Origin of the sequence: Flammeovirga sp. SubArs3, from assembly GCF_947387565.1 — a bacterium.
GTDB lineage: Bacteria > Bacteroidota > Bacteroidia > Cytophagales > Flammeovirgaceae > Flammeovirga > Flammeovirga agarivorans.
The window spans coordinates 904191-918697 of the sequence record NZ_CANDOA010000002.1; the positions used below are offsets into that span (position 1 = coordinate 904191).

A 14507-nucleotide genomic window follows, 5' to 3' on the forward strand; every position below is an offset into this window, starting at 1 on the left:
ATCTGATAATCATGAAACAAAATATATATTCATTATTCAGCTTTGTCATCCTTATTTGGATGGCAAGCTGTACAGAGGATGCACCTTCTTTAGGACCAAATCCAACAGCAGATGATGTTTCTTTTACAGCAACACCAACTGCAGAAAACCCTAATATCTATGAGTTTACGAATACAACACCAAACTCAATTGCTTACTGGTCATTTGGTACAGGAGCATCAGGAAAAGGTGATAATGTAACTGCAGAATATGCCGTACAAGGTGATTATGATGTTACGCTTTTAGTGATCACTGCAGATGGTCAAGCTGAATCTACAAAAACAATTACGATTGAGGATACTGACTTTTCTTTATTAGATAGAGAAGATTATAACTTCCTTACTGGTGGAGCAGATTCAATCAATGGTAAAAATTGGGTATTTGATAAAATGACTGTAGGCCACATGGGTATCGGTCCTGCAGATGGAGATAACTCTGATATTCCAGTATGGTGGGGTGCAGAACCATTACAAAAAGATGGTTTAGGTGCTTATGATGATGTCATCAACTTTAATCTTAATGGATTTAAGTACACATTAACTAACAATGGAGATACTTATGCAAAAGATTATATGGCTGATTGGTTTACATCAAGAGGTGGTTCTTTAGTACAAGACGCAGATGATCATACGTACTCTATCGCATTCGATGATCAAGCTACTTGGGCATGGTCTATCTCAGAAAGAGATGGTAAACAATATTTATCAGTTTCTGGAGATGCATTTCTTTCATGGCATGTAGGTGGTTCACAGGAATATGAGATCCAAACACTTAATGAAGATGAGATGTATTTAAGAACGATTGGAGATGATGGTAACGCTTGGTACTTCGGCTTCATTAGAGAAGGTTTTGAACGCCCTGTTACACCTCCAAAAGAAAAGCCATTAGAAGAAAATGATCTTTTTGATGATTTTGCAGGTTCTACAAACGTTACTTTTGTTACAGATCAAGCTTTAACTTTCACAACTGGTTTCCCTAATATTGATGAAAGTACTAACGATGCTACTTCAGTTGGTAAATACGAAAGAAATGTTGCTTCTGGTGATGAAGGATGGTGGCAAAACTACCAAGCAGAACTTCCAAACCGTATCGACTTGTCTACGAGACATGTATTTAAGATGAAAGTATACTTCTTACCTTCTAATGATTTCACAACTGTAACTCCAGCTGCTGAAACTCCAGAATGGTTAGGTGATGTTGCAATGACTCCTACAGTAGCACTTAGATTAGAGAATAGTTTAGATGGTGAAGCTTGGAGAACAAGAGCAGAAGTTGCTCATACAATTGGAGAGGATGATATGGGACATTGGGTTGAACTTACATTTGACTATTCAGGTGTGATGACTGATGCAAACAAAGATTGGAGTTACTCTGTACCTGCAATTGACAATACATTCTACGATAAAGTTATCATCCAAATTGGTGGAGAAGGACATACTCGTCCAGGCACATTCTACATTTCAGACTTTAGATTAGAAGAATAAATAGTAAATAGACAAATAGAAGAACGAAGAGAGGGAAAAAATACCTTTCCCTTTCTTCCTCTTTTAACGAGATAACTAAATAGGGAAAAGATCACTACTGCATTTTATAATAGCATGAAACATACTTGGAGAAAGGGATTAGCAACAGCAGCATTATGCTCTATTTTATTGGGATTCAACTCACCTGATGTAGACCCTGTACAAAGAAACAACATTGAAAATATCGTCAAAAGTAAGTTGTCTACTGAAGAGAAAGTAGATAAAATACTTAAAGAACTAACTTTAGAGGAGAAAGTAGGTCAAATGACACAGATTACTTTAGACGTTATCACCAAAGGAGAAAACGTTTTTGTAAGTGACGAACCACTAACTCTCGATCAAAAATTATTAGAAGAAGCGATTAAAAAATATAAAATCGGTTCGGTGCTTAATACTGCTAATAATAGAGCTAGAACTCCAGAAAAATGGAATGAAGTCATCACACAGATTCAAAAACTGGCGATGAAAGAAATTGGAGTACCCGTTCTTTATGGTGTAGATGCTATTCATGGTACTACATATACAGCAGGAGCAACTTTCTTCCCTCAACAAATTGGTATGGCTGCTACATGGAACCCTGACTTAAATAAACAAGGGTGTGCAGTAACAGCTTATGAAACAAGAGCGAGTTCAATTCCTTGGGACTTTTCACCTGTACTGGATATGGGTAGAAACCCGGCTTGGCCTCGTATCTGGGAGACATATGGTGAAGATGTGTATTTAACGTCCCAAATGGGAATAGCAGCGGTTGATGGTTACGAAGGAGTGAACAATGATTTATCAGATGAGACTAAAGTAGCTGCTTGTATCAAGCACTTTATTGGTTACGGTAGTGAAAAATCTGGTAAGGATAGAACTCCTTCTTATCTTCCAGAAGTGGAGTTAAGAGAGCATTATATGCCTTCATACAAGGCTGCAATTGATGCTGGCGCACATACTATCATGATCAATTCAGGAATCATTAATGGTACACCTGTACATGCTAGCTATAAACTCCTTACAGAATTATTAAAAGAAGAATTAGGTTTTAAAGGTCTAGTAGTAACAGACTGGGCAGATATTGAAAACCTTCACAATAGAGATAAAGTAGCAGATACACATAAAGAAGCTGTAAAACAGTCGATTAATGCTGGTATCGATATGTCTATGGTACCTTACAACTTCAAATTTGCTGATTATCTAATTGAATTAGTTCAAGAAGGTGAAGTGCCAATGTCTCGAATTGATGATGCTGTAAGAAGAATCTTAACTGTAAAAATGGAGTTGGGGTTATTCGAAAAACCAGCACCAAAAGTAAAAGAATACCCTGATTTTGGGAGCGAAAAGCATGAGAAAATTGCTTACAATGCAGCTTCAGAATCAATCACTTTATTAAAAAATAATAAAGATATTCTGCCACTTAAGGAAGGAACAAAGCTTTTGGTTACAGGACCAAATGCTAATTCTATGAGAACATTAAATGGCGGATGGACTTATTCATGGCAAGGAGAAAAAGTAGAGGAATTCGCTAAGGATTACAATACTATTTTAGAAGCCGTTGAAAATAAGTTTGGCAAAGAGAATGTAAAGTTTGCTGCTGGAGTGGAGTACAACCACGAAGGTCAGTATTATGAAGAGAAAAATATCGATATCGATGCAGCAGTAAAAGCGGCAGAAGGTACAGATGTGATTCTACTTTGCTTAGGAGAAAACACTTATACTGAAACTCCTGGTAACTTACATGATCTTTATATCTCTCAAAACCAAAGAAAACTTGCTGAAGCTTTAGCAAAAACAGGAAAGCCTGTAGTATTGGTATTGAATGAAGGTCGTCCTCGTTTGATTTCACAATTTGAATCAGACATGACTGCAGTAGTTCATACTTATCTTCCAGGAAACTTTGGTGGAGATGCATTAGCTGATATCTTATCGGGAGAGGTGAACCCATCGGGTAAATTACCTTATTCATATCCTATGTATCCTAACTCTTTAGGAACATACGATCATAAACCATCTGAAGCATCAGAAAAAATGGAAGGTATGTATGATTACAACTCATCACTTCCTTTACAATATGCCTTTGGACATGGATTAAGTTATACCACTTTCGATTACTCTGATATCACAATCTCAAAATCAGATATTGGACCAGACGAACAATTTACGGTTAAAGTAAAAGTAAAAAATACAGGAAATAGAGCAGGTAAGGAAGTAGTACAATTGTACTCTAAAGATTTATATGCATCTATCACACCTGATAATAAACGTCTTAGACGTTTTGAGAAGATAAATCTTGAAGCTGGTGAATCGCAAGAGGTGGTATTCACTCTAAAAGCTAGAGATTTAGCGTTTGTGGACGCGGATTTAAATTGGACTGTAGAAAAAGGCGAATTCAGATTCATGATCAATGATCAATCTGTTTCCCTTAACGTAAGTGAAACAAAGAAGTTTGATAAACTGTCGAACTAATTCACAAACTTTCTTTAAGTTAGAGGGGGGTATAACTTGGTTACCTCCCTTTTTTAAATCTAATCATTAAGGAATGAAACAACTTTTACTTCTTTTTTCACCTATTTTACTTTTTATCTCTTGTGAGAAACCTAAAGAGAATTCAACAACTCAAGCTACTGAATATTCATTAGTTTGGAGTGATGAGTTTAATGAAGGAACCATGCCTGATACTTCTAAATGGTCTTATGATATTGAAGGAAATAAATGGCAATGGGGAAATCAAGAGCTACAAGCCTATACTAAAGCTAGACCTAACAATATTAAAATCAGTGAGGGTAACCTGATTATCACTGCTGAAAAAGAAGAATTTTTAGACCCTGTATCCAATAAGAAATTTGATTATACCTCAACTAGACTAATTTCCAAAGGAAAAGGAGATTGGTTATACGGTAAGTTTGTTGTGAGAGCAAAGTTGCCTTCAGGTCGAGGAACTTGGCCAGCTATATGGATGCTTCCAACAGATTGGGAGTACGGTGATTGGCCTAAAAGTGGTGAGATCGATATTATGGAGCATGTAGGATACGAAAAAGATAGTATCTATGCATCAGCCCATACTGAGGCTTACCATCATTCTATTGGGACCAACAAAACAAAAAGTATCGCGATTACTGATGCAGAATCGAATTTCCATGAGTATATCGTTGAGTGGGGGCCTGAAGAATATAGTGTTTATGTAGATGATCAGAAGTACTTTACTTTTAAGAATGAACATAAAACCTATAAGCAATGGCCTTTTGATAAACGTTTTCATTTGCTTTTAAACATTGCTGTTGGCGGAATGTGGGGAGGAATGAAAGGTATAGATGAAAACATTTGGCCTCAATCTATGTATATAGATTATGTTAGAGTTTACCAGAAACAATAATGAACACTTTGTTTTGCTCTTCTTCTAATTATATGATTACAAACATGAAACAACTACTTTTTATATTCATTACTTTTTTCTCATTTCAACAAGCTTTTTCACAAGACGATTGTTATGAATTAGTATGGAATGATGAGTTCGATTATAATGGTGCTCCCGATTCGGAAAAATGGGGGTATGATATTGGTGGAAATGGTTGGGGTAATAACGAAGACCAATATTACACAGATAACCTATCTAATGCCCAGGTGACTGGAGGTAGACTATTGATTACTGCTAGAAAAGAATCATTTGGTGGAAAATCATATACTTCAGCAAGATTAATTTCTAAGGATAAAGGAGATTGGTTGTATGGTAAAGTAGTTGTAAGAGCAAAATTACCAAAAGGGCAGGGTACTTGGCCAGCTATTTGGATGTTACCAACCGATTGGGAATATGGTGGATGGCCATCAAGTGGTGAGATTGATATCATGGAACATGTTGGTTACGAAGAAAATGTAGTTCATGGTACAGTACATACGGAGGCCTATAACCATTCTTCAAATACACAAAAAGGCCAAAAGGTAACCATCAGTGATGCTACAACTGCATTTCATGATTATACATTAGAGTGGACAGAAGATAATATTACAATAGGATACGACGATCAGACATATTTTACATTTCCTAAAAGAGGAACATATAAAGAATGGCCTTTTGATAAGCGTTTCCACTTACTATTAAATATCGCTATGGGCGGTAATTGGGGTGGAGCAGGCGGACCTACTGATGATACAGCTTTACCAGCAACTATGGAAGTAGAATATGTGAGAGTGTATCAGAATACAGTAGGAGAACTTTCGATCTCAGGGGACAACGTTGTAGATAAAAATTCTGAGCAAACTTACTCGGTGAGTGGTTTGGATGGTACTGTAACTTGGACTTTACCAGAAGGAGCAACAATTACTTCTGATGACGCCACAGCTTCTACAATCACAGTTGAGTTTGGTGATAATGCAGTGGGTGGTGAAATCAAGGCTGCTGTTCAAGGAAATTGTAGTACTTATGATGTATCAGAAGACATTATTGTGGTACAAGGAGCACCATCAGAAGATGAAGCATTATTCCCATCATTGGATACAGATGTTTCTAATTGGTCTATCCCAGAAGATTTTACAGAGATATTCGAAGTATCTGCAGATGGAGACATGACTTTGGTGAAATTCGATGTGAGTGATCCATCAGAAAACCCTTATATCGATTATTATTTTTCTGAAGTTTATGATTTCAGTGGACACAATAACTTTAGCATTGCATTAAAGCTATCTTCATCTACTTTACCTGATGCGATGGGTATCTATTTACTAGATGCTAATCTTGATGAAATTGGAGGTGATCAATTACGATTATTGCCAAATGATGTAGAAGCAGACTGTAATGTAAGAACATATACACATCAATTCGAAAATACTTTAACGAGAGTTAGAGGTGTTAGAATGTATATTAATCATGGACTTTTTTCGGGTCCTAATACAGGAGGTTTATTGATTGGTGATATTAAAGTATCCAATCAAACACTTTCTAATGAGCAATTGTCAACCGATGGAGATTGTGGTATCTTGGATGAGATCATTTCAAGTACCAATGATACCCTTTCTTCTTTTTCTATATATCCAAATCCAGTAAAAAATGGTGAAACATTATACTTCGGAGAATTAGCAAATGCGAAATTGTATTCGACTATGGGAGTATTACAGTTCCAAACGGAGGAGGAAGTAGGTTCTATTACTATCAACCACCTTGAAAAAGGGTTTTATATTCTAGTATTAGAGCAGGAAGGATATTCTGTTAGTAAAAAGATTTTAATAGAATAAAGAAATAATAATAACCGATTCAACTATACCTAAGCCAAAGAGAATGTATAACGTTTTCTTTGGCTTTTTTTTGTTGTGAATTCTACACTAAAAATACTTTGGTTGCTCTGTTAATCTGTTAAACAATTTTAATTTCAATTTTTTTTTGAATGATTAGGAAACATTTTTTTTAATCGAGTAACAACGCATAAACATAACTGTAACAGTGTTTTGTGTTCTTTTTTTAATTGATAAATGATTGCGCAAACGATTGTGGAAGTTATTTTTTTACACTTAAACCTTGTAACATTGCAGAAGCAAACCAACCTCTTGTCTGCAGGCAATAAACTATTGGTGAACCTAATTTTTAATTTTTAGAATCCTCTATATGAGTTTTCGCACACAGTGTTTTACTAACAACGAAATTTTAAATGAAATTGAAAACATTACTTAGTAAACACTTCACCTTAACTTTGTTCGTATCGCTAATTTTCGGAGCAAACGTAATTGCACAAGAAAGAACGGTATCGGGTGTTGTTAAAGGTGCAAGTGATGGAATGCCTTTACCTGGCGTTAACGTATCAATCGAAGGTACAACTATCGGAACAATCACAGATTTTGACGGTAAATACTCATTAAATATCAAAGATGAAAAGACAAGTATTATCTTCTCATTTATTGGTTACAAATCACAAACTGTTGTAGTTGGTACTCAAGGTACAATCAATGTGACTCTTGAAGACGACTTAGAAGAATTAGAAGAAGTAATCGTAGTAGGTTACGGTGTTCAAAAGAAATCTGTAGTAACAGGTGCGATTGCATCAGTAAAGTCAGATGAAATTACAGAAACACCAATTACAAACGCTTCTCAAGCATTACAAGGTAGAACTCCAGGTGTATTAGTAACAAACACTTCAGGACAGCCAGGTGCTGGAATTGAAATCCGTGTTCGTGGTACAGGTTCTAACGGTGACAACTCTCCGTTATATGTAGTTGACGGAATGCAAGTTGATAACATTAACTTCTTGAATCCGAATGATATCGAATCTATGGAAGTACTAAAAGATGCAGCATCTTCTGCTATCTATGGTGCTCGTGGTGCGAACGGTGTTGTAATGATTACAACTAAAAAAGGTAAAGAAGGTAAAGCAAGAATTACTTATGATGGTTACTTTGGTATTCAAACAGCTGCAAGAACATCAGATTTGATGAATGCACAACAATACATGGAGTTCCATAACATGGGTGCTGCTAACGCAGGTTACGACCAACCATTCTCTGCAGCTGATATGGCTAATCCAAGAGCTGATACAGATTGGCAAGACGAAGCATTTGGTAATGCTCCAATTCAAAGTCATAACATCTCAACATCAGGTGGTTCAGAAAGCTCTACTTACTTAATGAGTTTCGGTTACTTAGGACAAGACGGTATTGTTGCTCCTGACAAGTCGAATTATGAGCGTTTCAACTTTAGATTAAACGGTACTCACAAATTATCGAAGTCTTTAACTGCTGGTGCTAACATGACGTACGTTCACGAAAAGCAAAGTGGTATCCAAGAAAACAATGCTTTTGGTGGTTCAATCCAAAACGTATTACTTCATGATCCATTAACTCCAGTATACGAAACTGATCCTAATAGAATTGCTGAGTTAGAGACTAAGAATGGTGCCGTAAAAAATAGCAATGGTCAATACTATGCAGTATCAGACCAAGACTTAAGAGAGATTGTAAACCCGTTAGCTCGTTTTGAGAATACTAATGACGAATCATTTACAAATAAATTAATTGGTAACGTATTCTTAGAATATAAGCCAGTAAACATCGAAGGATTACGTTTTAAGACTGACTTTGGTATCGATCAAGGTTCATGGTCAAACAGAAATTATACTCCAGAAGCTTACTACAACCCGAATAACACTGTAGCAACTTCATCAGTAAGCCAAAACATGAACAACTACATGACATGGCAATGGGAAAACGTAGCGATGTATGACCGTACTTTCAATGAGAAGCATCAAATTAATGGTGTTTTAGGTATGACTATGCGTCAATCAACAGGTATTGACATGTCAGGTTCAAGAGCTAACTTACAATTACCAGGATGGCATTATGGTTACTTAGGTAACGGTGCTGATGACAATAACCAAAAGTCAAATGGTGGAGCTTATGACCAGAGATTATTATCATACTTTGGTAGAGTAGGTTATACTTACGACAATAAGTACATGTTAAGTGCAACAATGCGTTATGATGGTTCTTCAAACTTTGGTCCTAACAACAAGTACGGTTTCTTCCCATCAGTTCAAGCAGGTTGGGTATTATCAAACGAAGATTTCTTATCTTCTTCAGAGACTATCAACTTCTTGAAACTTAGAGCAGCTTGGGGTCAGGTAGGTAACGATAAGATTGAAGCATTCGGTTATATGCAAGCAATTGCTCCTACATACGCTTATCCAATCGGACCTGATGGTAACCCTCAGCCTGGTTATGGTGTAGATAGAGCAGGTAACCCAGATTTGAAATGGGAAACAGCTCAAGAATTTAACTTTGGTTTAGATGCAGGTTTCTTCCAAGACATGTTAACAACGAATATCGATGTTTATTCAAGACAACGTAAAGACCTTTTAGGTTACCAACCAATTCCTGATTATGTAGGTATGCAAGACCCAATCACAAACATGGGTACTGTACAAAACAGAGGTATTGAAATGGCTTTAACTTACCAAAATAGAGAAGGTGAATTAAAGTACTCTTTCACAGGTAACTTTGCTTACAATGACAACAAAGTATTGGATGTAAACAATGAAGACGGTATCATTTACGGTCCTACAATGTTCCAAACTGATGGTCAATTAGTAATGATGGAAGGAGAGTCTTTACCAGTATACTATGGTTTTAAAACTGATGGTGTATTCCAATCTCAAGCTCAAGCAGATGCATACAACGAGATGTATGGTAAAAATGCAGTAGCAGGTGATATTCAATATGTAGACTCAAACGGTGACGGTGTAATTGACGCAAATGATAGAACAGCAATCGGTTCTCCAGTTCACAATTGGTCTTACGGTTTAACAATTAAGTTAGAATACAAAGGATTTGATTTCTCAATGTTCTGGCAAGGACAAGCAGGTGGTGAAATGATCAATGCTGCAATGCGTCCTGACTTAATGACTACACAAAACTACCCTACAAGATACCTTGATTCTTGGACACCTTCGAACCCGAATGCAAGCATGCCAAGATTCACTCACAACGATACAAACAAGAACTACACTTGGATGAACGATATGGTTCACTTAGAGGATGCTTCTTACCTACGTTTACAAAACATTCAAGTAGGTTATAACTTCAGTGACAAAGCTTGTGAGAAAATCGGTGTAGGTAGACTAAGAGTTTATGCTTCAGGTAACAACTTAGTGACTATCTCTGAATACTCAGGAATTAACCCTGAAAACGGTCACGGAGGTGTTTGGAGTGGTTACGACTTAGGTTCTTACCCTGTAGCAGCTTCTTACCTAGTTGGTCTTAATGTCACATTCTAATAATTGAAACAATGAATTTAAAACATATATTAATTGCAGGTGGTGTGGCATTATCATCAATGATGACTACATCATGTACAAAATTCTTGGAAGTTGATCCTACAAACAAAGTAGATGATTCAAATTTCTTCCAAACATCAACAGAAGCTTACCAAGCGTTGATGGGTATTTATTCTCAAGTAATCTTTGCTTACCCCTATTCTGTAGCCTTACAATCAGACGTTCTTTCGGATGATATGTATACTGGTGCTGCCAATATTGGTGACATGAGAGAATACCAAGAAATGGCTCGTTTCCAAACCACTACTACCAACCCTACAATCGCAAATGTATGGTCGAAGTGTTATACTGGTATTCAAAGAGCCAATACTTTATTAGTCAACTATGACTTAATTGAGTTTAAAGGAACAGAGGAAGAAGATAAGAAAAACTATAAAGGAGAAGCATTGTTCCTAAGAGGGCACTTCTACTTTGAATTACTTAGAAACTTCGAAAACGTACCATTAATCCTTGAACCTCTAGACGCTACAAACTGGAAAGGTGTAGAACAATCAGATCCAAGTGTAGTTTATGCTCAAGCAGCAAAAGATATGATGGATGGTATCGAGTTGATGGCTGAAAGAATTTCAGATGGTCAGCAAGGTCGTTTAGATAAATATGGAGCGAAGGCAGAATTGGTGAAAATGTTCATGTTCTATACAGGATACTATAACCAACAAACTATGCCTGTTGAAGGTGGTGCAGCCATTGATGCAAATCAAGCATTAACTATGGTAGATGATATCATCAATAACTCTGGTAGAATGTTGATTGAAAACTATGGCGATTTATACTCTCCAATTAGTGCAGATTTCAACCAAGAAGTATTATTTGAATTCCCTTATGTAGCTACAGGTTCTTACGATTGGGGTGGTAGCTTCAGAGGTAATTACCAATGTATTCAATCAGGTCCTCGTGATCGTGAAGCAAACCCAGGTACACCAATTTTAGCTGGTGGATGGGGTATAGGTATTCCTTCTCAAGAGCTATATGAAGCTTATATGGAAGAAGGTGATCTTGAAAGAATGCACGGTACTATCGTTCTTGCAGAAGAGTTGATCGATGCAGGTGGAGGATTAGGAGCAAGCTTTAATCACTCTGGTTTATTTACCAACAAGATTACTACACACACCTCTCGTTTCCCTGATGCTGGATCTAGAGAATTGAACTATAGTGTTAACTACCACTATATCCGTTTAGCAGATATCATGTTATTAGGTGCTGAGTTGGCTGTAGAATTGGGTCAAGATCCTAGTAAATACTTCAACCCAGTGAGAAAAAGAGCGAATCTTCAACCAAAGAGTGGTATCACTTTAGAGGATATCAAGAAAGAAAGAAGATTAGAGCTAGCATTGGAAGGTCATCGTTACTTTGATGTATTAAGATGGTCTAAAGGTGATATCAACTATGTAAACAACGAATTAAGTGTTACTTCATATACTCTAAGAGGTCCAAGAGTAGAAGGAGATGAATACTTAAACGGAACAGGTCAGAACCTTACTGGTGATATCGGAGCATCTGCAGACTTTATTGTCAACTTCGATAACTCTAAAAGAGGCTTTCAACCGATTCCTCAAACAGAACGAGACTTAAATCCATTGTTAAAACAAAATGCTGGTTACTAATCAGTAAGTTGTTGAGACAAACTAAATAAAAAACTGCCATTGCCTTTTGGTAGTGGTAGTTTTTAAATAAACAAACTTCAATACCTGAATAGATGAAGCAATATAAATTACTAATTATCGGCATTCTTTCTCTATTATTAACTTCACCATCAATTGCAAAAACTTCTGATTCGGAACGTCCAGATAAGAAGAAAGAAACAAGGGAAGAGAAAGTAGAGAAAATATTAAAAGAACTTACTTTAGAAGAGAAAGTAGGACAAATGACTCAAATCACATTAGATGTAATCACTGTAGGTGAAAATGCATATGTAAGTGATGAGCCATTAGCAGTAGATACTAAATTATTACAAGAAGCAATTAGAAAGTATAAAATTGGTTCGGTATTAAATACTGCAAACAACAGAGCTAGAACTCCTGAAAAGTGGAATGAAGTGATTTCCGCTATTCAAGATGAAGCCATGAAAGAAATTGGTATTCCTGTTTTATATGGAGTAGATGCCATCCATGGTACTACTTATACTGCAGAGGCAACTTTCTTCCCTCAACAAATTGGATTGGGGGCAACTTGGAACCCAGAGTTAACAAGAAGAGGAGCAGAAGTAACAGCATACGAAACTAGAGCAAGTTCAATTCCTTGGGATTTTTCACCAGTATTGGATATGGGGAGAAACCCTAGATGGCCACGTATTTGGGAAACTTATGGTGAGGATGTTTATTTAACATCTCAAATGGGTGCGGCAGCGATTAAAGGTTATGAAGGTGAGAACAATGACTTATCTGATGAAACTAGAGTTGCGGCTTGTATCAAGCACTTTATTGCTTATGGTGCTGAGAAATCAGGTAAAGATAGAACGCCAACTTATTTACCAGAAATTGAATTAAGAGAACATTACTTACCTTCTTATAAAGCAGCTATTGATGCAGGTGCTCATACAATCATGATCAATTCAGGTATCATTAATGGTGTTCCTGTTCATGCTAACTATGAGTTAATCACAAGACTATTAAAAGAAGAGTTAGGTTTTCAAGGTTTAGTGGTGACTGACTGGGCGGATATCGAAAATATTCACAACAGAGATAAAGTTGCTGAAACACACAAAGAGGCAGTAAAACTGGCTATCAATGCAGGGATCGATATGGCAATGGTTCCTTACAACTATAACTTCACTACAAACTTAATTGAGTTGGTAAAAGAAGGTGAGGTAAGCATAGAACGTATCGATGATGCTGTAAGAAGAATCTTATTGGTAAAAGAAGAGTTAGGTTTATTCAAAACTCCATACCCTAAAGTAAAAGATTACCCTAAGTTTGGTAGCGAAGAGTTTGAAAAAGATGCATACAAAGCAGCTGCGGAATCTATTACATTATTAGAAAATAACAACGATATATTACCTTTACCTAAAAATGCCAGAGTATTAGTAACTGGACCAAATGCCAATTCAATGCGTACATTAAATGGTGGCTGGTCATACTCTTGGCAAGGTGAGAAGGTTTATGAGTTTGCAGCTGAATACAATACTATCTTAGAGGCAGTTCAAAATAAGTTAGGAAAAGAGAATGTAAAATACGTTGCTGGTATTGAGTATAAAAACGATGGCCAGTACTATGAAGAGCAAAACATTGATATTGATGCTGCAGTAGCGGCAGCAAAAGATGTTGATTACATTTTACTTTGCATTGGTGAAAACACGTATACAGAATCACCAGGTAACTTGCATGACTTATATATTTCTCAAAACCAACGAAAGTTAGCAGAAGAGTTAGCTAAAACAGGTAAGCCTGTTGTGATGATTTTAAATGAAGGTCGTCCTCGTTTAGTATCACAATTTGTTGATAAAGCAGAAGCGGTATTACATGTATATTTACCAGGTAACTTTGGTGGAGATGCATTAGCAGATGTGTTAGTTGGTGATGTAAACCCTTCAGGTAAATTGCCATACTCATACCCGATGTATCCAAATGCTTTAGGTACTTATGATCATAAACCATCAGAAGCTCCAACAAAAATGGAAGGAATGTATGATTATGATTCATCAATGCCTTTACAATGGAGATTCGGTCATGGTCTAAGCTATACTTCTTTTGATTACGCAAACTTGACATTATCTTCAAATGAAATCAATGGAGAAGATACTTTTACAGTTTCTGTTGATGTCAAAAACACTGGAGAAGTGGTTGGTAAAGAAGTAGTACAACTTTATACATCGGATTTATATGCTTCTGTAACACCAGACAATAAGCGTTTAAGAAGATTCGAAAAAGTAGAGTTGAAGCCAGGTGAAACAAAAACGATTAAATTCACATTGTCTGGTAAAGATTTAGCTTTTGTAAGAGCTGATCTTAAAACAGCAGTAGAAAAAGGTGACTTTAAAGTGAAAATAGATAAGTTGTCAGCAGATCTTAAAGTGAAAAATACAGTTGTATTTGATAACAAAGAAATCTAGGCAAAGAAAATAATTATTTAAAAAAGGGGTTGAAATGAAGGTTTCAATCCCTTTTTTTTCATTTTAATTTATTCTCCATTACATTACGAGAACTAAACCTGTTAC

At 36.3% G+C, this 14507-nt stretch carries 7 protein-coding genes; all 7 read left to right on the forward strand.

Annotated elements, in window-relative coordinates; translation table 11 throughout:
• The first annotated feature begins 11 nt into the window (after positions 1–11).
• The 7 genes from QL232_RS08310 to QL232_RS08340 all read left to right on the forward strand — a co-directional run bounded on the left by QL232_RS08310 (position 12) and on the right by QL232_RS08340 (position 14402).
• Complete coding sequence (locus tag QL232_RS08310; protein WP_281613759.1) at positions 12–1523, forward strand: PKD domain-containing protein; 1512 nt, start codon at positions 12–14, stop codon at positions 1521–1523.
• Between the two features lie 114 nt (positions 1524–1637).
• Positions 1638–4010, forward strand: a complete 2373-nt coding sequence (locus QL232_RS08315) for a glycoside hydrolase family 3 N-terminal domain-containing protein (protein WP_281613760.1) — start codon at positions 1638–1640, stop codon at positions 4008–4010.
• 73 nt (positions 4011–4083) lie between these two features.
• Positions 4084–4917 carry a glycoside hydrolase family 16 protein gene (locus tag QL232_RS08320; protein ID WP_168881035.1) on the forward strand — a complete coding sequence of 278 codons (834 nt, stop codon included), beginning with the start codon at positions 4084–4086 and terminating at the stop codon, positions 4915–4917.
• Positions 4918–4961: 44 nt separating this feature from the next.
• A complete protein-coding gene (locus tag QL232_RS08325) occupies positions 4962–6770 on the forward strand; it encodes a family 16 glycosylhydrolase (RefSeq protein WP_281613761.1) in 1809 nt (602 codons plus the stop codon).
• Positions 6771–7180: 410 nt separating this feature from the next.
• Complete coding sequence (locus QL232_RS08330) at positions 7181–10294, forward strand: TonB-dependent receptor (protein ID WP_281613762.1); 3114 nt, start codon at positions 7181–7183, stop codon at positions 10292–10294.
• Between the two features lie 11 nt (positions 10295–10305).
• Positions 10306–11958, forward strand: a complete 1653-nt coding sequence (locus QL232_RS08335) for a RagB/SusD family nutrient uptake outer membrane protein (RefSeq protein ID WP_281613763.1) — start codon at positions 10306–10308, stop codon at positions 11956–11958.
• Between the two features lie 92 nt (positions 11959–12050).
• The gene (locus tag QL232_RS08340; protein ID WP_281613764.1) at positions 12051–14402 is read left to right on the forward strand and encodes a glycoside hydrolase family 3 N-terminal domain-containing protein; all 2352 of its coding nucleotides are present in this window, start codon (positions 12051–12053) and stop codon (positions 14400–14402) included.
• Positions 14403–14507 lie beyond the last annotated feature (105 nt).